A 20,411-nucleotide genomic window follows, 5' to 3' on the forward strand; every position below is an offset into this window, starting at 1 on the left:
TCATTGCGAACGATTCGCAATCCTAGTGACAATATGCTTCTACAGATCGCTGATGTCCTGTCGCAGCAGACACTGACCTCCATCCAGGAAGTCAGCGCCCGCGATGATCTGTTCGTCGACGGCAAGGCGACCGCCGGCTGGCAGGCCCGTGAGCGCAAGCACAACCTGCAGGGCGGCAGCAGCAAGCTGGTCACCGGCGTGCTGCGAAAGGCGGAAGAGGCGATTCTGGGCAACGAGCTGGTGCAGTCCGCCGCCCGTCCGCGCAACGTGGTGCGGATGCTGCTCAGTCGCTACGACAGCGGCATGACCTACGGCAACCATGTGGACGACGCCCTCATGCGCGGCGAGCGCACGGATGTCTCGTTCACGCTGTTCCTGACGCCGCCGGAGGCCTATGCCGGCGGCGAGCTGGTTATCGACGACCCGGCGGGCGAACGCCGCTTCAAGCTAGATGCCGGTAGCATGGTGCTGTATCCGGCCACCACGCTGCACCGGGTGGAGCCGGTCAGCGAAGGGCGGCGTGTCGTGGTCGTTGGCTGGCTGCGCAGTTACATTCGCGACCCGGCCAAGCGGGAGATCCTGTTCGATCTTGATCGCAGTGCCCAAGCGCTGCGGGGCAGCGACGGCCAGGCAGCTGCAGCTCTGGATCTTACCCTCAAGACCCGCAGCAATCTCCTGCGCCTCTGGGCGGAGGACTGACTACTTCCGCTGCGCCGCGCGGAACGCGTCCGCCAGGCTGCCCTCGGCAGGCCTGTCCTGCGCCTCGGCCTTGGTCTTCCCCTTGCGGCTGCCCGCCTTCGCTGCCCCGGTGTTCTCTGCCTTGGTGCTGGCCGCCGCATCGTCCTCGGGGAGCGGGTCGTCCAGGCGCATGGTCAGGGCGATGCGCTTGCGCCGCGGGTCGACGCTGAGCACCTTGACCGTGACGACGTCGCCGGGGCGCACCACCTCCCGGGGGTCGCGCACGAACTGGCGGCTCATGGCGGAGATGTGGACCAGGCCGTCCTGGTGGACCCCCAGATCCACGAAGGCGCCGAAGTTGGTGACGTTGCTCACCGTCCCCTCCAGGCGCATGCCCGGGCTCAGGTCGTCCAGGGTGGCCACGTCCTCGCGCAGGCTCGCCGTGCGGAAGACGGGGCGCGGATCCCGGCCGGGCTTGTCCAGCTCGGCCAGGATATCCCGCACGGTGGGCTCGCCGAAGCGGTCATCCGTGTAGTCCGCGGGCCGCAGCGAGCCCAGGAAGGCACTGTCGCCGATGACCTCGTCCAGGCGCCGACCGTGGCTGCGCAGGATGCGCTCCACTACCGGGTAGGCTTCCGGGTGAACCGCCGAGCGGTCCAGGGGCTGGACGCCGTCGTGGATCCGCAGGAAGCCGGCGGCCTGCTCGAACGTCTTCTCGCCCAGGCGCGGTACCCGACGCAGCGCCTGGCGGTCCGGAAAGGCGCCGTGCTCGTCCCGGTGGGCCACCAGGCGCTCGGCGACCGCTGTGCTCAGCCCGGCGACCCGGGCCAGCAGCGCCACCGAGGCGGTGTTGGCGTCCACGCCCACGGCGTTGACGCAGTCCTCCACCACGGCGTCGAGCGTCCGGGCCAGGCGGCTCTGGCTGACATCGTGCTGGTACTGGCCGACGCCGATGGCCTTGGGGTCGATCTTCACCAGCTCGGCCAGCGGGTCCTGGAGACGCCGGGCAATGGAGACTGCGCCGCGGAGGCTCACGTCCAGGTCCGGGAACTCGCGGGCCGCCGCTTCCGAGGCCGAGTACACCGAGGCGCCCGCCTCCGAGACCATGACCACCTGGGGCTGTGCGCCCCCCGCCCGCTTGCCGGCCTCCCGGGCCAGGCGCTCCGTTTCCCGGGAGCCGGTGCCGTTGCCCACGGCGACCATGTCCACGGCGTGGCGCTCCACGAGAGCGGCCAGCGTGGCGGCGCCTGCCTCCCAGGCGTTGCTCGGCGGCAGCGGGTGAATGGTGGCGGTCTCCAGGAGCTTGCCCGTCGCCGAGACCACGGCCACCTTGCAGCCGGTGCGGATACCCGGGTCGATGCCCAGCACGCAGCGGCTGCCGGCCGGCGGGGCCAGGAGCAGGTCGTTGAGATTGCGGCCGAAGACCTGGATGGCCTCGGCTTCCGCCTGCTCGCGCATCTGCCCCAGCAGCTCCGTCTCCAGGCGGGTGTAGATCTTTACCCGCCAGGTGTGGCGTACCAGGGCGGCGAGCCAGTCATCGCCGGGGCGCCCCTGGTGGCGGATGCCCCAGTAGCCGGCCACCTGGTCCTGGCACGGGCCCGGGGTGTCGCCGTCGATGCGGATGGACAGCCGCAGGATCTTTTCCCGGCGCCCGCGCAGCAGCGCCAGGGCCCGGTGGGACGGCACGCGGCGCAGGGGCTCGTGGTAGGCGAAGTAGTCCGCGAACTTGGCGCCGGCCTCCTCCTGTCCCGGGGCTACCTCCGAGACCAGCACCCCGTGCTGCCAGGCGTGCTCGCGGAGCCGGCCCACCAGGTCCGGGTCCTCCGCCGCCTCCTCGGCCAGCAGGGCCTGGGCGCCGTTGAGGGCGGATTCGGCGTCGGCGAAATCGCTGTCCGGGTCCGCGTAGGGCGCGGCCCGGGCCAGAGGGTCCTGCGACGGATCGGCGACGAGGCTGCGGGCCAGGGGTTCCAGGCCCGCCTCGCGGGCGATCTGTCCCCGGGTGCGCCGCTTCCTGCGGTAGGGGAGGTACAGGTCTTCCAGGCGCGTCTTGGTGTCCGCCGCCCGCAGGGCCTGCTCCAGGGTGTCGGTGAGCTGGCCCTGCTCGCGAATGGTGCGGATGATGGTGTCGCGGCGCTCGTCCAGCTCCCGGAGGTAGACCAGCCGCTCTTCCAGCTGGCGCAGCTGCGTATCGTCCAGCCCGCCGGTGGCCTCCTTGCGGTAGCGGGCGATGAACGGGACGGTGGCGCCGTCGTCCAGAAGCCGGACGGCAACGGCGACCTGCTCGGGGCGTGCGCTGAGCTCCTCGGACAGGCGGCGGGTCAGGGTATCGGGCATGGCGGTCCACGAAAGCAGCGAGCCAGGCGCTTATGCTACCAGAGGGGGCAGCGATCGCGGGGCGTGTTCACAAGACACTAGTTGATGATGCCGATACCGATGCCGAAGTGGACCCGCGGCTCGCTGCGGCGCGCCGTCTCGCGGGGCCAGAGATGGATCGTTTCGGTGTCCACCACCGGGTAGTGGTATTCCGCCTCGCCGATGGTCGCCGTCTGCGTCTGGTCCAGGGTGCCGACCACGGTGACCTCGCGGCCCTCCGCGTAATCCGCGGGTTCCAGGAAGCCGTCGGTGACGGCGAGAAAGCGCCCCCGGGAGTCACGGTCGGTAAGCGGCCGCTCGCCCCTGTCCAGGGGGTAGGCCAGGATCTCCACCTGCGTGGTTTCCTCCTGGGGCACGGTGGCGAGAATGGTCCCGCCCCAGAGCACGCGCCGGTCGGTGATTCCGTCGCGCGCGGCCTGCCGCGGCTCGAGGTCGCGACTGACGCCCTCGGTGTCGAACCCCGGGCCGGTACCGGCGCAGCCGGCGGCCAGCGTGACAGCGATCAGCAGCAGAGATGCCAGGCGCATGGGTGGTCCCTCGATGGGCTCAATAGTAATACGGCCAGCCGCGATGGTACGGGTGCCAGGGATCGTACCACGGGTCATAGTAGTACGGCGGCGGGTAGCGGTGCCGCCGATCGGCGTAGCTCTCCGCCAACTCCCGGGGCCAGAGGTGGTGCCCGATCACTTCCACGCGGACGTAGGTGTAGTCGTGATCGCCCACCGGGCGGACGGCGGTGCCGGCAACGGTTCCGGTGACCGTGAGGCTGCGGTCGGCCGCATAGATCGCCGGATCCAGGAATCCGTCCACCACCGCCAGGAAGCGGCCGGGGCTGCGATCGCTCGCGCGCGGCCGTCCGCGGCTGTCGAGCTCCCGGGCGACGACTTCGATGAGCGTGGTGTCCTCGCGGTTCTCGACCCCGGCAATGGTGCCGCCCCAGCGCACCTGCTGGCCGTTGTAGCGTTCGGGGTGGGAGCGGACCTGGGCCGGATCCGGACTGCCGGCGGCCGGTTCCGGGATGGTCTCGGGCGTGCTGGCGCACCCGATGAGCGCGGCAGCGACGAACAGGACAAGCGGCAGCAGCGGGCGCATGGCGAACGTACTCCCTAGGCGTGGTCCTCAGTATCTGAGACCGCGGCGGCGGCTGCAGGTTCGCCGCCGCCGTTCTTTTCCGACAGGGTGACCATGGCCACGCCGGTGGCGATGAGCAGCAGGCCCGCGACGTTGGTGCCGGTGAGCTGCTCGCCCAGCACCAGGGTCGAGGCGGTGAGCCCGAAGGCCGGGACCCCGAGGCTGCCGATGGAGGTGGTGACCGCCGGCAGGGTCCGGGTGACCGAGATGATGGCCCAGAAGGCGAAGGCGGTGGCGATGGGGCCGTTGTAGAAGAGGATCGCCAGCAGCGTCGGATCGCTCCAGGCGACCCGCCCGACGTCTTCCGTCACCACGGCCGCGGGCACAAGCACCACGGAGGCAACGGCGAACTGCCACGGCGCCAGGGCCAGCGGCGGACCCTGCTGCCTGCGGGCGCGCACGAACACGATGAGCAGCGCCCAGCAGAGGGCGGCGACAAGCAGCAGGCCGTTGCCCATGACCACGTACGGGTCCGACCAGTCGAATCCGAACGGATTGAACAGCACCACCACGCCGCCGATGCCCAGGACGAACCCGGCCAGCCGCAGGCGGTTCAGTCGTTCCCCCAGGGTCAGGGCGGCCAGCGGCACCACCCATAGCGACGTGGTGTAGGCGAGAATGGACGAGCGGCCGGCGGGGACGAACTGCAGCGCGATGGTGACCAGCCCCAGGAACATGGCCATCTGGACCAGGCCGACGCCCAGGATCAGGCTCCACTCACCCGCCCGGGGCAGGCGCAGGTAGCCCGTCACCCAGGCCATGGCGATCATGCACAGGCAGCCCAGAAGCATGCGCATGCTGGTGAACAGCAGCGGCGGAATGTATTCCAGCCCCACTTTCATGACCGGCCAGTTGGTGCCCCACAGGACGATCACGACAATCAGCAGGGTCAGCGCCGCCCGTGACGACAGCGACGGGTTGTCCGGCATGGGTGGATCGACTCCGGCGGTGGTGGCGCGTACGTCCGGGGCGTTACTCGCCTTCGTTGTCACGCATGGCCAGCTGCTGCTCGCCGTCGCTCATGTCGTCCAGCTGTGCCACCAGCGGTTCCGCCTGGGAGCGAAAGTCCTGCATGTGGGCCTCGGCCACGGGGTCGCCGTTGGGCAGCTCCACCCGCATGGGGTTGCGATGGACGCCGTTCTCGATGAACTCGTAGTGCAGGTGAGCCCCCGTGACCAGGCCCGAGGCGCCGACATAGCCGATGGTCTGGCCCTGCTCCACCCGCGTGCCCACATCTATGCCGCTGGCGTACCGCGACATGTGGGCGTAGAGGGTGCGGTAGCGGTTGGCGTGCTCGATGATGACGGCGCGGCCATAGCCGCCCTTGCGGCCCACGTGCACGACGCGCCCGTTGCCCGACGCGCGCACCGGGGTTCCCGGCGGCGCGGCGAAGTCGGTACCCAGATGCGGTCGCCGCACGCCGAGCACCGGGTGCTTGCGATTGGGGTTGTAGTGGGAGCTGATGCGGGCGTTCTGCACCGGGCGCCGGAGAAACGCCTTGCGCAGGTTCTCGCCCTGCGGGTTGTAGTAGCCCGTGTTGCCGTCCGGATCGGTGTAGCGCACGGCGTCGATCTGCCGCCCCCGGTTGACGTAGCGCGCCGCCAGGATCGGTCCGTCGCGCACGTGCTCGCCGTCGACGTAGTAGCTCTCGTAGGCGACCGAGAAGGAGTCCCCGGAGCGCACCTCGCGGGCGAAGTCCACCTGCCACTCGAAGATCCCCATGAGGCGCATGATCTGCCCGTGGCTGAGCCCCGCCTCCAGCCCGGCCAGGAACAGCGACCGGTTCACGGTGCCGCTGGCGTGCTCGACGCGGGTCTCGACGGCCTTGCTCTCCATGGAGACACGGAAGCCGTCTTCCTCCCGCGTGACCACGAGGGTTTCCGTCTGGTCCACGGGGTAGCGCAGGCCCAGGAGGCGGTCGTCCTCGACCCGGAAGCGGATGACGTCATCCGGGTAGATGCGCTCGAGCTCGCTGGTGCGCTCGTCGGCGTTGATCAGGCGGTGCAGCTCTCCGGCGCCCAGGCCGGCGCGGTCGAAGATCGCCGCCAGGGAATCCCCGGAGCGCACGGTGATGGATTCCCAGCCGGGGCCCTCGTGCGGCGCTGTCTCGTCACTGGTCTCGGCCGCTTCGGTCGCCGCGGCATCGCCTGCCGGTTGCGGCGGCACCGCCGCCGCAACCGACGCCGATGGATCCTGCGCCGAGGGCTGCGCCTCGCCGGTGTCGTCGGCCGATGATCTGGCCGTACCGCCTTCGGCGTCCGCCGTGATGGGCGGCGGCGGATCAATGGGCTCCACGCTGCCGCCGGCCCCCAGGACCGTTGCGGAGTCCGCCGGAATCGCGGCCTCCGTTGCCGCATCAGCCGCCTCCGTTCCGGGAATCGGCACCTCGATGCGTGTGGTGCGGGACTCTTCGGCGGAGTCCGATTCGGTGCCCCCAGCCCCCAGGAGGCCCGCCGCGATCAGGGACAGCCCGAGGCCGCCGACCAGCAGGGGGACCGGCCGCAGCCACCAGCGGAGCCGTCGTCGTCGGGAGCCGATGATGTCGTCGCGACGTTGTTGTTCTGCGTTACGCTTCTGCAACGTTTCCCCCGGGCAGTCGTGCCGGCGCGGCCCTGTCCGCGCGCGTGGCGATGTTTCAGTACCGTATAACAGCTACTTCAGAAACTCAAAAGAAAATGCTGCGCAACTATCTCAATTTGTTGGTCTTTGGAGACAGGGCGCCTGCGCCTGTCGCCGGGTTATGGACGGGTGTCCGCGAGTTCCAGGGCCGGGAGCCGATGCAGATCGTTCTGCCGGATCATGGCGCGGATCTCCCGGACGTAGGCCTCGCCGCGCTCGGAGTAGCGGAGCAGCCCGCCGGCCAGGTCCAGCCCGTCCGGCGTGCCCCCCTGCGCACGGGCGCGTGCGCGCCGACGGCGCAACTCCGCGTACGCGCTGCCGGCATTGAGGTTGTGCATGTATCCGCGCACCGATGCCTGCAGGTCGGCGAACACCCGCACCCGGTGTGTGGCCCCTTCCTCGCGGCGTGCCGGCATCATGCCTTCCCCGGGCTGATACGTCCACTCGCCGAAGAGGTTGTTGCCCTCGCGCGTGAAGCGGGAGGTCCCCCAGCCGCTCTCGTTGGCGGCCTGCGCCAGCGCCAGCGCCGGCGGTACGGTATCGACGCGGCGCAGCAGCCGGCGCCGGACCTCGGCGTCGCCCGGGTCGCCGGAGACCCGGAAACGCTCCTGCATCCGCTGCAGGAAACGGCCGTCAGGGCTGTCCGGGGGCGGCAGCGCGCCGGAGCCCAGGAGGCCCTGCAGGCGCCCGCGCTGCTGGCGGAGCCCGGCGTTCTCGCGCAGGACCAGGGGCAGGATGCTGCGGAAGAAGACAGCCTTGCGCCGATCCACGGAGAGCGTGTCCAGATCGTGGGGGAACGCGCGCACGTGGATGCGCGGCACCGGGCCGCCGGGCGGCCAGTCATAGCCCAGGGCATTGAGGCGGTCGGCCAGCTGCTCGGCCGAGTGCGCCGTGATCGGGGTCAGCGCCGGGCCGGCGGCCGCGCCGTGACGCGCGGGCTCCAGGTCCCGGATGGCCTGCCAGCCCGCGTACATGCCGGCCAGCATGGCCGCCAGCGTTGCGGCCAGGGTCAGCACGCGCGGGTCGAGCGGCGACACAGTGGCGGCATCCGGATGGTTACCGGTCACGGATCTCTCCTGAAGGCTGGTGTGGCGTCGCGTATCTACCGCACAGCGTGCGGCAGGGCTCGGCAGCTGTCCGGGAGCTGGTTCACGGAACGCGGAGCTACTCGAGGGACAGGATGAACTGCCACTGCTCCGGGGTGACCGGCATCACGGAGAGGCGGTTGCCCTTGCGGACCAGCGGCATGTCGGCGAGCTCCGGGCGCTCCTTGAGCTCGGTGAGCGTGATGGTGCGCGCGAGCTTGCGCACGAAGCGCAGGTCCACCATGTACCAGCGCGGGCGGTCCGGGTCGCTCTTGGGGTCGTAGTGCGGGTCGTTCGGGTCGAACGCGGTATGGTCCGGGTAGCCCTCCCGGGCGATCTCGGCGATGCCCACGATACCGGGGACCTTGGTATTGGAATGGTAGAAGAAGACCTGGTCGCCGAGGCGCATCCGGTCGCGCATCATGTTGCGCGCCTGGTAGTTGCGGACGCCGTCCCAGTGATCGGTCTGGTCCGGGGCGGCGGCGAGATCGTCGATGCCGAACACGTCCGGCTCGGATTTCATCAGCCAGTACTGCATCCGTCGTGCTCCGGGGCGGGACACCAGAAAGAAAGGGGACACCCCCGCTACGCCGTGCGGTATCGCCCCTTGAACCCTGAGGTTCAGGTGGGGAGGACGAGCAACGCCTTAGGCTTTCCGCACCAGGGCGGACATGCGCACCGGACCGCTGCTACGTCAATTCCCCTGGCGATTCAATTGAGGGTCAAGGAATAGCTGTGACCGCTGTCGAACGCCGCAGGGGTGTCGCCCTCCATACTGGGGGCAATGCGGCGGTACTGCAAGGCCGGGTCGCAACGCGCCGACCGCCGGGCGGGACACTAGGACTCCGGCAGCACCTGGCCGATGCGCTCCTCCATGGCGCGCACCCGCTCCTCGACCAGGCGGGCCGTCTCCTTCTGCTCTCCCTGGGCCTGCAGCAGCTCGTGGGTGAGATTGAGCGCCGCCATCACGGCAATGCGGTCGGGCCCCTGGACCTTGCCGCTGTCGCGTACCTCGCGCATGCGCTTGTCCAGCAGGTGGGCGGAGTTCAGCAGCCCGTCCTTCTCCTCGGGCGGGCAGGCCACCATGTATTCCTTGTCCATGATGGTGACCCGCACCGGTTCCATGCCGTCGCGCATCAGTGGTGCTCCATGGCCTTGAGGCGGCTGATCATCGATTCGATCTTCGAGCGCGCCATCTCGTTCTTCTCCAGCAGGCTGGCACGCTCCGCGTTGAGGGAGTCGCGCGCTTCCCGCAGGACGCGGTTCTCCTCCTCCAGGCGGGCGCAGTAGCGCACCAGGGCGTCCACCTGGCGGTCCAGGCGATCCAGCTCCCTGCGCAGCGCTCTCGGGGACAGTTCGCTCATGCCTGCCGTCCTCATCCAGTACCCGCGGGCCCGGAGGCCCGTATCCACGTGATAGCATAGCGATTCTGCCGCACATTGAATACGTCGGACGGGAGCCATGAGCCAGTCACTGCCGGAATATGACGCCCTCGATGCCGCTCTCCGGGAGGTGGACGCCGAGATCGGGGCGGCCGAAGCCCAGGGGTTGCTCGCCGGGATGCTGAGCGCCTCGGGGGAGGTGGAAGCCTCCCGCTGGATCGCCCAGGTGCTCGCCGGCACCGAGCCGAAGGGGGACCCGGCGCGGCGCTGCCTGGAGGCGCTGGCCGAGCTCTACGAGGCCACGCGCCAGGGCATGGACGACAGCAACCTGGAGTTCCAGCTGCTGCTGCCGGACGAGTCCGTAGCGGTGGTCCAGCGCGCGGAGGCCCTGGGCGGCTGGGCCCACGGGTTCATCTACGGCCTCGGGGTGGCGGGGATCGCCGACGAGAGCCAGCTGCCCAAGGAGGTGAGCGAGATCATCGGACACCTCGGCGAGGTCAGTCACGCGGCCAGCGACGACGGCGGCGAGGACGACGAGGCCGCCTACGAGGAGTTGCTGGAGTTCGTGCGTACCGGGGCGCTGCTGGTGCGCGAGCACCTTCAGCCCCGCCGTCGCAGCGGCCCGGTGCCCGTCCAGGGCTCGGGGTCCGGGCAGGGCAGCCAGCGGACGCACTGAAGGAGGGTTGATGGATCCGAAGGAATTCGCTCGCCGTCGCCGGGAGCTCATGAACCTCATGGGCGAGAACTCCGTGGCCGTTGTCGCCGCCGCACCGGAGCGCCCGCGGAACCGGGATGTCCAGCATCCGTACCGCCAGGACAGCGACTTCCAGTACCTTACCGGGTTCCCGGAGCCGGAGGCCGTGCTGGTGCTGGTGCCGGGCCGGGCACAGGGTGAGTACATCCTCTTCTGCCGGGACCGGGATCCCGAACGGGAGGTCTGGGACGGCCCGCGCGCCGGGCAGGACGGGGCCTGTGAGCGCTACGGCGCCGACGATGCCTTTCCCGTGGACGATATCGACGAGATCCTGCCGGGCCTGCTCGAGGGCAAGGACCGGCTGTACTGCACCATGGGGCTCAATCCGGATTTCGACCACGCCATCCTGGGCTGGGTGAACCAGGTGCGCACCCGCGCCCGGGCCGGCGCGCGGACGCCCGGCGAGATCGTCGCGCTGGAGCACCCGCTGCACGAGATGCGGCTGATCAAGAGCCCGGCCGAGCTGGAGCAGATGCGCCGCGCGGCGCAGGTCTCCGGCGAGGCGCACCGGCGGGCCATGGTCGCATGCCGCCCGGGCATGCCCGAGTACGCGCTGGAAGCGGAGTTCCAGTACATCTTCCGGCGCCACGGCGGCTGGCCCGCGTATCCGCCCATTGTCGGCGGCGGCCGCAACGGCTGCATCCTGCACTACGTGGACAATGCCGCCACCCTCCGGGACGGCGACCTGGTGCTCATCGACGCCGGGGTGGAGCTGGACTGCTACGCCTCGGACATCACGCGCACCTTCCCGGTGAACGGGCGCTTCAGCGGCGAGCAGCGGGCCGTCTACGAGATCGTGCTGGCGGCCCAGGAGGCGGCGATCCAGGCGGTGCGTCCGGGCGACCACTGGAACCGGCCCCACGAGGCCGCTCTGCGCGTGCTGGTGCGGGGGCTGGTGGATCTCGGCCTGCTGCACGGCGAGGTGGACGCGCTCATCGAGGACGAGGCCTACCGGCCGTTCTTCATGCACCGTACCGGGCACTGGCTGGGCATGGACGTCCACGATGTCGGCGACTACCGCATCGACGGCGAGTGGCGCGTGCTGGAGCCGGGCATGGTGATCACCGTGGAGCCCGGGCTCTATATTGCCGACAACATTCCCGAGGTGGACCCGCGCTGGCACAACATCGGCGTGCGCATCGAGGACGACGTGGCGGTCACCGCCGACGGCCAGGATATCCTCAGCGCCGGCGTACCCAAGGCCGTCGCCGACGTCGAAGCCATCATGGCGGAGGGCTGACGGCAATGACCGACCGGGGCGAGGCGGTGGACGTGGCGATCGCCGGCGGCGGCCTGGTGGGCGCCAGCCTGGCGGTCGCCCTCGCCGGCAGCGGGCTCGCCGTGCGGGTGGTGGATCCGGTGACCGCCGAGGCGCCCACGCAGCCGAGCTACGACGACCGCAACACCGCGCTGGCCCCGGCGAGCCGCCGCATCCTGGAGGCGCTGGGGCTGTGGCCGGCCATCGCCGCCGAGGCGGCGCCCATCCGCAGCATCCACGTCTCCGAGCAGGGCGCGTTCGGCATCACCCGCATGGACGCCGCCGGGGAAGGGCTGGACGCCCTGGGGCACGTCGTCCCCAATCGCGTCCTCGGCCGCGTGCTGCGCGAGCGGCTGGGGCAGCTGCCCGAAGCCGTGCAACAGGTCACCGCCCGGGTGGAGGCCGTCGACTGGGACGACAACGACGCCGTCGCCGTCCGCCTGGACGGCGATCGCAGCCTGTCTGCGCGGCTGCTGGTGGCCGCCGACGGCACCCACTCGGTGCTGCGCGAGCGCCTGGGGATCCCCTGCGACGACAGCGACTACGGCCAGTGCGGCATCGTCGCCAACGTCACGCCGGCCCGCGACCCACAGGGGCGGGCCTACGAGCGGTTCACCCCGGAGGGCCCGCTGGCGCTGCTGCCGCTGCGCGGCGGCCACGCCTCCCTGGTCTGGACGGTCGCCCCGGAGCGCGCCGAGGCGCTGGCGGGGCTGCCGGACGACGCCTTCCTGGCCGCCCTGCAGGACGCCTTCGGCTACCGGCTGGGGCGCTTCCTGCGGGCCGGGCGACGGGCGGTCTATCCCCTGCGCCTGAGCCGCAGCCGGCAGCGCATCACCACGCGCGGCGTGCTCGTCGGCAATGCCGCGCGCACCCTGCACCCGGTGGCCGGCCAGGGGTTCAACCTGGCACTGCGGGACGTGGCCGAGCTCGCCGAGCGGCTGCATGTCGCGGCCGGGCGGGGCGATGACCCGGGCAGCCCGGAGCTGCTGCGGGCCTATGCCGCTGCGCGCCGCGATGACCACCGGCGGGTCACCGCGTTCACCGACGGCCTGGTGCGGCTGTTCTCCAATCGCCTGCCGGGCCTGCGGCTGGCGCGCAATCTCGGGTTGCTGGGCATGGAGCTGTTCCCCGCCGCCCGGCAGCAGCTCATGCGCCAGGCCATGGGCCGCGGCGGCCGGCCGCCGCGGCTGGCCCGGGGGCTGCCCCTGGAGACCCCGACCCATGGCTGAGCAGCGGGCGGACGTGATCATCATCGGCGGCGGCATGGTCGGGCTGGCCCTGGCCATCGGGCTGGCCGACGCCGGCCTGGAGGTCACCGTGGTGGAGGCCAGGGAGCCGCCGGCATGGCAGCGGGATCACGTGAGCAACCGGGTGTCCGCGGTCACGCCGGCCTCCCGCCGCATCCTGGAGCGGCTGGGCGCCTGGGAGGCCATCGCCGCGGGGCGGGTGAGCCCCTTCGAGGCGATCCGTGCCTGGGATGCCGCCGGCCACCCCGGGGTGACCTTCGACGCCGCCGACCGCGGCGAGCCCTGTCTCGGCTACATCATCGAGAATCCGCTGATCCAGGACGCGCTCCGGCAGGCCGCCGGGCGACGCCACCGGGTCAGCCTGTATTGCCCGGTCGGGGTCGAGGAGCTGGACGTCGGCGCCGACAGCGCCACGGTGCGCCTGGACGACGGGCGGCGGCTGCGGGGTCGGCTGCTGGTCGGGGCGGACGGTGCCAGCTCCCTGGTGCGCCGGCACGCGGGCATCGGCGTGGCGGAGCACGACTACGGCCAGCGCGGCATCGTCGCCACCGTGGCCACGGAGCAGCACCACGGCGCGACGGCCCGGCAGCGGTTCCTGCCCGCGGGGCCGCTGGCGCTCCTGCCCCTGGCGGACGGCCGCTGCTCCCTCGTCTGGTCGGCGACCGCGGAGCGGGCCCGGGAGCTGGAGGCCATGGACGAGGCGGCGTTCAACACTGCGCTCAGCGGCGCGTCGGAGGAGGTCCTGGGCCGGGTCACCGCCAGCGGGGATCGCGCCGCCTTCCCGCTGCGCCGCCTCCACGCCCGTGCCTACGTCGCGCCCCGCGTGGCCCTGGTGGGCGATGCCGCCCACGTCATCCATCCCCTGGCCGGCCAGGGGGTGAACCTGGGCTTCCTGGATGCCGCGGCCCTGGTGGACGTGCTCGCCGCGGCGCGGGAGGCGGACCGCGACATCGGCGGCGTCGGCGCCCTGCGCCGCTACGCCCGCTGGCGCCGCGGGGACAATGCCTTCATGCAGCGGGCGATGGACGGCTTCCAGTGGCTGTTCAGCAACGACGACCCGGTGCGCGGCATCCTGCGCAACCTGGGGCTCAGCGTCACCGACCGCCTGGCCCCGGCCAAGGCGCTGTTCGTGGACCATGCCCTCGGCCGCCGCGGCGAGCTGCCGTCGCTGGCGCGGGGCTGAGGGCCGATTGCCGACCCTTCCGCACGCCGGTTTTGCCTTTATCCCGGCAACGGTGCTATACGAAGCTCCATGAGTACGCAAACGGCCGTCGACGAAAGCCCGTTCCTGGTGGGCGCCGCCATCGGCACCGGCATGACGGCGCGCGCCGCCGCCCATGGCGGCGCCGATATCCTCCTGGCCCTGCATGCGGGACGGGTGCGCGTCATGGGCGCGCCATCCATCGCCTGCATGCTGCCGGTGGCCGACAACAACCGCTCGGTACTGGAGTTCGCCCGCGCCGAGATCCTGGGGCGGGTGGATCTGCCGGTGTTCTTCGGCGCCTGTGTCTTCGATCCCCGCGTGCTGCTGGACGACCTGGTCGCCGAGGTCCGCGCTGCGGGCTTCGACGGCATCTGCAACTTTCCCACCGCCGTGCACTTCGACGGCCCCATGCGGCAGAACCTGGAGTACGCCGGTAGCGGCTTCCAGCGCGAGGTGCGGCTGATGCAGACGGCGCGGGCCGCCGGGCTGCAGACCTGCGGCTACGTCCGCCGCCAGGACGAGGCGCTGATGATGGCCGAGGCCGGGGTGGACATCGTGTGCATCAACTACGGCTGGAATGCCGGCGGCATGGCCGGCGTGCCCAGCCGCTATACCCTGGAGGAAGCGGGCGAGCACGCCCGGCAGGTCTTCGAGGAGGTGCGGCGGCGCAATCCGCGCATCGAGTGCGCCGTGGAGGGCGGCCCCATCACCGCCCCGGCGGAGGCGCAGCAGGTGGCGGAGGCCTCCGGGGCGGACGGCTACATCGGCGGCTCCACCATCGACCGTATCCCCCTGGAGGCCGCGGTGGCCGAGACCACCTCCGCGTACAAGTCCGTGGCCCATCTCCAGCAACGTATCCACAGCCTCAAGAGCGAGTGGCTGGGCGAGGGCCACGAGTTCGGCCTCATCGGTCGCTCCGCGGCCATCACCTCGGTGATCCAGATGATCCGCAAGGTCGCCGACAGCGACCTGTCGGTGCTGATCACCGGCGAGAACGGCACCGGCAAGGAGCTGGTGGCCCGGGCCATCCACGCCGCCAGCCGCCGCCGGGATCAGCGCCTGGTGGCGGTGAACTGCGCCGCCATTCCCCGGGAGCTGCTGGAGAGCGAGCTGTTCGGCCACGAGGCGGGCGCGTTCACCGGCGCGGTCAAGGCCCGGGTGGGGCGGTTCGAGCAGGCCAGCAACACCACGCTGCTGCTGGACGAGATCGGCGATCTGGCCCTGCCGTTGCAGGCCAAGCTCCTGCGCGTGCTGGAGGACGGCTCCTTCGAGCGGCTCGGGACCAACACGCCGCGCCGCACCCACGCGCGCATCCTGTGCGCCAGCAATCAGCCGCTGCGCCGCATGGCCGCCGAGGGCGCGTTCCGGGAGGATCTGCTGTACCGCCTCAACGCCGTGGAGATCACGCTGCCGCCCCTGCGCGAGCGCATCGAGGACATTCCGCTGCTGGTACGCCACCTGCTGCCGCGCATCGCCGAGGAGATGAACCCGCGGGTGCGCCAGATGGACGCCTCGGCGTACCGGGCCCTGATGCGCCATTCCTGGCCGGGCAACGTGCGCGAGCTGCGCAATGTCCTCGAGCGGGCGGTGATCATGTGCGACGAGGAAGTGGTTTCCGCGCAGGATCTGCCGCCGCTGACCGCTGAGCCGGCACCCTCGCCGTCGGAGGCCGGCGCCTCCGCGGTGGCCAACCAGGCCGCGCCCGGCGACGGGCCGGCGCCGCGCAGCGAGCGCGAATGGATCATGGCCGCGCTCGAGCGCAACCGCTTTCGACGGGGTGACACCGCCCGGGAGCTGGGGCTGGCGCGCAAGACGCTGTACAACAAGATGCGGCGCTACGACCTGCTCTAGCGCCAGTGCACCGCTGCGGGCTTTCAGGCGCCGGACGATCCGGCTGCGTGCCGCAGCACGACGACACCCGCCGGTACCGACCCCTCCAGCCATTCGGCGAAGCCCGGGTGCAGGTGCAGCCATACGGGGTTGCCGGATCGTTGCTGCGCGCTTCGGGCCAGGGCCGTGGTCGCCTCGCCCTGCCGTCGCCGTTCCCGGGCGTCCGCCGTGGTGAGTCCCGGAGTGACCACGATCCGGTCCGGCCCGAGCTCCAGGGCGACCTGCAGCTGGTCCCGGGTATGCACCACGGCCGCGACCCGGAATCCCCCGGCCCGGGCCTCCCGGAGCAGATCGATCTCCCGCTGGTAGGTGAAACCCGAGTGCTCCAGGGCGGCCGCCAGCTCGCCGCTCAGCGGGGCCACACTGGGCCAGTTGACGATGCTGTGCACGCCCCGTGCGCCGAGCTCGGCGAGCAGGTCGCCGGTGCGCCGGAAGGGGTCGTGGGCCAGCACCCCGGCCAGGGTTCCGTCCGGCGGGGGCTGTGCTGCCGCCGCGTCGCGCAGCGAGCCGTTGACGTCGCCTACCGGCAGCACGCATGCCATTGTAGCCAGGTGGGGGTCCAGCCCCGCGGTCAGCGGGCTGAGCAGGCAGGGGGCGGGGGAGTGCGCCACGGCGTCCGCGCTACTGCCCACCAACCAGCCGTCGTGTGCACCGGGCGATACCATGGGTACCTCAGGATGAGTCAGAAAGAGTAGTTCTGGGCATAGTCTACTCGATATTACCCGCGTGTACCCGTGGCGTTTGGCCCTGCAGGCCCGTGATAACGCCGTTCTCCGAGATGGCACGACCTCTGCACTCATTCCGCCCAAAGAAAGAATCCGCGCCGGCCGGGATCCATGACAGGGTGCCGTCGCGCGGCGGGGGCGTCCCCGGATACAGGAGGAGAATCATGGCAGCCAGGGCCTATGTCATCGGCACCTGTGATACCAAGGGTGCGGAACTGCGTTACGCCTGCGGGCTACTCCGCGCCGCCGGGCTCGAGCCCGTGCTGGTGGACATCGGTACCCGCAGCGACGACGGGGACGCCGACATCCGCGCCGCGGACGTGGCGGCCAGCCATCCGGACGGGCCGCAGGCGGTGTTCATCGATGACCGCGGACAGGCCGTGGCAGCCATGGCCGAGGCGCTGCGCCGCTTCCTGGGTACGCGCACGGACATCGCCGGCGTCCTGGGCATGGGCGGCTCCGGCGGTACCGCCATGATCGCCCCGGCCCTGCGCGAGCTGGACGTCGGGCTGCCCAAGCTGCTGGTGTCCACGGTGGCCTCGGGGAACATCGCCCCCTACGTGGGGCCGTCCGATATCGCCATGATGCCGTCGGTCACCGACGTCGCCGGCATCAACCGGATCTCCCGCCAGGTGCTGGGCAACGCGGCCAATGCCCTGGCCGGCATGATCCGCAACCGCATTCCCGAGGGCGGCGCCGACAAGCCGGCCGTCGGCCTGACCATGTTCGGCGTGACCACCGACTGCGTGAACCAGGTCACCGGCATGCTGGACGCCGATTACGACTGCCTCGTGTTCCACGCCACCGGCACCGGCGGGCAGTCCATGGAGAAGCTGGCCGACAGCGGCATGCTCGCCGGCGTGCTGGACGTCACCACCACCGAGGTCTGCGACCTGCTCATGGGCGGCGTGTTCAGCGCCGGCGAGGGGCGCCTCGACGCCATCGCGCGTACCGGGCTCCCCTACGTCGGCTCCTGCGGCGCGCTGGACATGGTGAACTTCGGTGCGCCCGGGACGGTGCCGGCGCACTACCAGGGGCGGACCTTCTACGAGCACAACCCCCAGGTCACCCTCATGCGCACCACCGCCGAGGAGAACGAGCGCATGGGGCGCTGGATCGGCGACAAGCTCAACCGCTGCCGGGGCCCGGTGCGATTCCTGATCCCGGAAGGCGGGGTGTCGCTGCTCGACGCCCCGGGGCAGCCGTTCCACGATCCGGAGGCGGATGCCGCGCTGTTCCGGGCCCTGGAGGAGACCGTGCAGCAGACGGCCGACCGGCAGCTTGTTCGCCTGCCCCACAACATCAATGAGCCGGCGTTCGCGCGAGCGCTGGTGGAGCATTTCCGCGCCGTGATGGCGGAACACGAAAGAGGAGGTTCAGCGTGAGCAGGTGGACTCGGCAACAGCTTGTCGACCGCTTCCGGGACATGGTGGATCGGGGGCAGCCCATTGTCGGCGGCGGCGCCGGTACCGGCCTTTCCGCCAAGTGCGAGGAGGCCGGCGGCATCGACCTGATCGTGATCTACAACTCGGGCCGGTACCGCATGGCCGGGCGCGGCTCCCTGGCGGGGCTGATGGCCTACGGCAACGCCAACGACGTGGTCAAGGAGATGGCCCGGGAGGTGCTGCCGGTGGTGCAGCACACGCCGGTGCTCGCGGGAGTCAACGGCACCGACCCGTTCATGATCACGGACCACCTGCTCAACGAGCTCCGGGCCATGGGCTTTGCCGGCATCCAGAACTTCCCCACCGTGGGGCTGATCGACGGCACGTTCCGGGCGAACCTGGAAGAGACCGGCATGAGCTATGCCCGCGAGGTGGAGATGGTGGCCCGGGCCCGGCAGCTGGACATGCTGACCACGCCGTACGTGTTCTCCGCGGACGACGCCGTGGCCATGGCACGTGCAGGCGCCGACATCATCGTCTGCCACATGGGCCTCACCACCGGCGGCTCCATCGGCGCCGAGACCGCCATGACGCTGGACGACTGCGTGCCCGCCATCAACGAGTGGATCGCGGCCGCGCGCGCCGAGCGCCCGGACATCATCGCCCTGTGCCACGGCGGCCCCATCGCCATGCCGGACGACGCCCGCTACATCCTCGGCAAGTGCCCGGGCTGCAACGGCTTCTACGGCGCCTCCAGCATGGAGCGCCTGCCCACGGAGCGGGCGCTGACGGAGCAGACGCGCGCGTTCAAGGCCATCGCGGACGGATGAGGACGGCGGCGCGATGACTCTGCACACGTTCTACTTCCTCACGCTCAATGGTCTGACCCTCGCGGCGCTGCTGTTCATCATGGCCAGCGGGCTGACGCTGGCGTTCGGGTTGATGCGGGTGGTGAACCTGGCCCACGGCGCGTTCTATCTCCTGGGCGGGTACACCGGCGTGCACGTGGTGCAGGCGAGCGGCAGCCTGGCGGCCGGCGTCCTGGTCGGCGGCGCCGTCGCCATGGCCGGCGGGCTGCTCGTGGAGCGGCTGCTGCTTCAGCGCGTGCGCGGGCTGGACCTCTCCGAGGCGCTGCTGACCATCGCCGTGGGCCTGATCATCGCCGACGCCCTGCTCGTGGCCTACGGCGGGCGCCCGATCTCGCTGCCCCTGCCGCCGGGCCTGCGCAGCCCCGTCGATCTCGGCGTGATGATGTACCCCGCCTTCCGCGTGGTGATCATGGTGCTGGCTGTGCTGCTGGGGGGCGCGCTGTGGCTGGTGATGTCCCGCACGCGCATCGGCGCGGCCATCCGCGCGGGCGTGGACGACCGCGAGACGGCGATGGCCCAGGGGATCAACGTGCCGCTGCTGTTCGCCGGCGTGTTCGCCGTGGCCAGCTTCCTGGCCGGGGCGGCCGGGGTGATCGGCACCTCCTACATGTCGCTCAACCAGGGCCTGGACGTGCGCGTGCTCATGCTCTCGCTGGTGGTCATCATCATCGGCGGCATGGGCTCGCTGAAGGGCGCGGCCGTCGGTGCGCTGATCACGGGCATGGTGTCGAGCTTCGCCACGGGCTATCTGCCCCAGTTCGCCCTGTTCTTCCTGTTTCTGCCCATGACCCTGATTCTGGTCTTCCGGCCCCAGGGCCTGTTCGGACGCACGACATGAGCAACGAACGCGCCTTCATCGTCGGCCTCGTCGCGCTGCTGGCAGTCTGGCCGCTGCTCATGGGCGACTACGCGGTCTCCCAGGGCAACCGGGTGCTGATGTACTCGCTGCTGGCGTTGAGCTTCTCCATCCTGGCCGGGCGGCTCGGCTGGTTCTCGCTGTGCCAGACCACGTTCGCCGGCATCAGCGGCTACGTCATCGCCATCCTCGGCGTCAACCACGGCTGGCCGGCCGGCGCCGTCATCCCCGTCGCGATCGTCGTCGCCGTCGCCTTTGCGGCGGTCTTCGGCCTCCTCACCCTGCGTTCCCGGGCGGTGAGCTTTCTGATGCTGACCCTGGCCCTGGGCCAGATGGTCTGGGCGCTGTCGTTCCAGTGGGTGGACGTCACCGGGGGCTACAACGGCATCTCGGGGGTGCGCCTGCCCGTGGTGCTGGGCATCGACCTCGGCAATGACCGCGTCTTCTTTGCCGTCCTGGCCGCGGTCGCGGTGCTGATCTTTCTCGGCGTGCGGCGCCTGTACCAGTCGTCGTTCGGGCTGCTGCTGCTGGGCATCCAGGACAACGAGGAACGCATGCGCGCCCTGGGGCACCCGGTCTACCTGGCCCGCTTCACGGCCTTCGTGCTAGCCGGTGCGATCGCCGCCGTGGCGGGCGTGTTCATGGTTTTCGACATGGGCATCATGTCGCCGTCGCCGCTGGGCCTGGACCACGCCGTCTGGGTTCTCACCGCGGCGGTGGTGGGCGGCTACCGCACGCTCTGGGGGCCGGCGCTGGGCGTGGTCATCCTGGTGGTCCTGGAATCCGTGGTGAGCCAGTTCACCGACCGGCACACCATGGTCATCGGTCTGGTTCTGCTCCTGTGCATCCTGCTCATGCCGCGAGGGCTGGCGGAGGTCTTCGGGCAGAACCGTTCACGAAGCGCGAAGTCGGAAACGGCTTCCTCATAAAGAGAACCCTCGTTGGGAGGAGGAGA

The 20,411-nt window shown here is 70.9% G+C and carries 20 protein-coding genes and 1 other RNA gene; 10 read left to right on the top strand and 11 right to left on the bottom strand.

The genetic code is table 11. The annotated features are described in order from the left end of the window. Positions 1-33 precede the first annotated feature (33 nt). A complete protein-coding gene (locus QWY84_RS04920) occupies positions 34-699 on the top strand; it encodes a Fe2+-dependent dioxygenase (RefSeq protein WP_290201334.1) in 666 nt (221 codons plus the stop codon). Here the strand turns inward: QWY84_RS04920 and QWY84_RS04925 are convergent, their stop codons facing one another. The 10 genes from QWY84_RS04925 to QWY84_RS04970 form a co-directional block, all read right to left on the bottom strand. Next, positions 700-3,012, bottom strand: coding sequence for a Tex family protein (locus tag QWY84_RS04925; RefSeq protein WP_290201335.1), 2,313 nt, complete (start codon positions 3,010-3,012; stop codon positions 700-702). 77 nt (positions 3,013-3,089) lie between these two features. After that, a complete protein-coding gene (locus tag QWY84_RS04930; RefSeq protein WP_290201336.1) occupies positions 3,090-3,578 on the bottom strand; it encodes a Slp family lipoprotein in 489 nt (162 codons plus the stop codon). A 19-nt stretch (positions 3,579-3,597) separates the two neighbouring features. Continuing rightward, positions 3,598-4,143, bottom strand: coding sequence for a Slp family lipoprotein (locus QWY84_RS04935; protein ID WP_290201337.1), 546 nt, complete (start codon positions 4,141-4,143; stop codon positions 3,598-3,600). Positions 4,144-4,157: 14 nt separating this feature from the next. Continuing rightward, complete coding sequence (locus QWY84_RS04940) at positions 4,158-5,174, bottom strand: DMT family transporter (protein ID WP_290201338.1); 1,017 nt, start codon at positions 5,172-5,174, stop codon at positions 4,158-4,160. Continuing rightward, positions 5,155-6,762 carry an OapA family protein gene (locus tag QWY84_RS04945; protein WP_290201339.1) on the bottom strand — a complete coding sequence of 536 codons (1,608 nt, stop codon included), beginning with the start codon at positions 6,760-6,762 and terminating at the stop codon, positions 5,155-5,157. Before QWY84_RS04945 ends, QWY84_RS04940 begins: the two co-directional genes overlap by 20 nt. Positions 6,763-6,920: 158 nt before the next feature. Then, entirely contained in the window at positions 6,921-7,868 is a 948-nt protein-coding gene (locus QWY84_RS04950) for a glucosaminidase domain-containing protein (protein ID WP_290201340.1), read from the bottom strand. 97 nt (positions 7,869-7,965) lie between these two features. Continuing rightward, the gene (locus QWY84_RS04955) at positions 7,966-8,424 is read right to left on the bottom strand and encodes an EVE domain-containing protein (RefSeq protein WP_290201341.1); all 459 of its coding nucleotides are present in this window, start codon (positions 8,422-8,424) and stop codon (positions 7,966-7,968) included. Between the two features lie 37 nt (positions 8,425-8,461). Continuing rightward, positions 8,462-8,650: non-coding RNA, 6S RNA (gene ssrS / locus QWY84_RS04960), on the bottom strand. Between the two features lie 73 nt (positions 8,651-8,723). Beyond that, positions 8,724-9,023 (bottom strand): cell division protein ZapA, encoded by a 300-nt coding sequence (locus QWY84_RS04965; protein WP_290201342.1) that lies wholly within the window; start codon positions 9,021-9,023, stop codon positions 8,724-8,726. Beyond that, on the bottom strand, positions 9,023-9,250 hold the full coding sequence (locus QWY84_RS04970; protein ID WP_290201343.1) for a TIGR02449 family protein: 228 nt from the start codon (positions 9,248-9,250) through the stop codon (positions 9,023-9,025). Before QWY84_RS04970 ends, QWY84_RS04965 begins: the two co-directional genes overlap by 1 nt. A 97-nt stretch (positions 9,251-9,347) precedes the next feature. On the opposite strand from QWY84_RS04970, the gene QWY84_RS04975 reads away from it, so the two are divergent. The 5 genes from QWY84_RS04975 to QWY84_RS04995 all read left to right on the top strand — a co-directional run bounded on the left by QWY84_RS04975 (position 9,348) and on the right by QWY84_RS04995 (position 15,582). Further along, the gene (locus QWY84_RS04975; RefSeq protein WP_290201344.1) at positions 9,348-9,944 is read left to right on the top strand and encodes a UPF0149 family protein; all 597 of its coding nucleotides are present in this window, start codon (positions 9,348-9,350) and stop codon (positions 9,942-9,944) included. A gap of 10 nt (positions 9,945-9,954) precedes the next feature. Next, on the top strand, positions 9,955-11,262 hold the full coding sequence (gene pepP / locus QWY84_RS04980) for a Xaa-Pro aminopeptidase (RefSeq protein ID WP_290201345.1): 1,308 nt from the start codon (positions 9,955-9,957) through the stop codon (positions 11,260-11,262). A gap of 5 nt (positions 11,263-11,267) precedes the next feature. Beyond that, complete coding sequence (gene ubiH / locus QWY84_RS04985; RefSeq protein WP_290201346.1) at positions 11,268-12,509, top strand: 2-octaprenyl-6-methoxyphenyl hydroxylase; 1,242 nt, start codon at positions 11,268-11,270, stop codon at positions 12,507-12,509. After that, positions 12,502-13,710 carry a UbiH/UbiF/VisC/COQ6 family ubiquinone biosynthesis hydroxylase gene (locus tag QWY84_RS04990; protein ID WP_290201347.1) on the top strand — a complete coding sequence of 403 codons (1,209 nt, stop codon included), beginning with the start codon at positions 12,502-12,504 and terminating at the stop codon, positions 13,708-13,710. Before ubiH ends, QWY84_RS04990 begins: the two co-directional genes overlap by 8 nt. A gap of 69 nt (positions 13,711-13,779) precedes the next feature. Further along, on the top strand, positions 13,780-15,582 hold the full coding sequence (locus QWY84_RS04995) for a phosphoenolpyruvate hydrolase family protein (RefSeq protein WP_290201348.1): 1,803 nt from the start codon (positions 13,780-13,782) through the stop codon (positions 15,580-15,582). A gap of 23 nt (positions 15,583-15,605) precedes the next feature. Here QWY84_RS04995 and QWY84_RS05000 read toward each other — a convergent pair whose 3' ends face one another. Next, a complete protein-coding gene (locus QWY84_RS05000) occupies positions 15,606-16,286 on the bottom strand; it encodes a phosphoenolpyruvate hydrolase family protein (protein ID WP_290201349.1) in 681 nt (226 codons plus the stop codon). A 224-nt stretch (positions 16,287-16,510) separates the two neighbouring features. On the opposite strand from QWY84_RS05000, the gene QWY84_RS05005 reads away from it, so the two are divergent. From QWY84_RS05005 to QWY84_RS05020, 4 genes are read left to right on the top strand one after another with little or no spacing between them, the layout of a single operon-like run. Next, positions 16,511-17,731, top strand: coding sequence for a Tm-1-like ATP-binding domain-containing protein (locus QWY84_RS05005; protein ID WP_290201350.1), 1,221 nt, complete (start codon positions 16,511-16,513; stop codon positions 17,729-17,731). Next, positions 17,728-18,561, top strand: a complete 834-nt coding sequence (locus QWY84_RS05010; RefSeq protein ID WP_290201351.1) for a phosphoenolpyruvate hydrolase family protein — start codon at positions 17,728-17,730, stop codon at positions 18,559-18,561. Before QWY84_RS05005 ends, QWY84_RS05010 begins: the two co-directional genes overlap by 4 nt. Before the next feature lie 13 nt (positions 18,562-18,574). Continuing rightward, positions 18,575-19,438 carry a branched-chain amino acid ABC transporter permease gene (locus QWY84_RS05015; RefSeq protein WP_290201352.1) on the top strand — a complete coding sequence of 288 codons (864 nt, stop codon included), beginning with the start codon at positions 18,575-18,577 and terminating at the stop codon, positions 19,436-19,438. After that, positions 19,435-20,385 (top strand): branched-chain amino acid ABC transporter permease, encoded by a 951-nt coding sequence (locus QWY84_RS05020; RefSeq protein ID WP_290201353.1) that lies wholly within the window; start codon positions 19,435-19,437, stop codon positions 20,383-20,385. The genes QWY84_RS05015 and QWY84_RS05020 overlap by 4 nt, the downstream gene beginning before the upstream one ends. Positions 20,386-20,411 lie beyond the last annotated feature (26 nt).

It is taken from the genome of Aquisalimonas lutea (genome assembly GCF_030409225.1).
Lineage (GTDB): Bacteria > Pseudomonadota > Gammaproteobacteria > Nitrococcales > Aquisalimonadaceae > Aquisalimonas > Aquisalimonas lutea.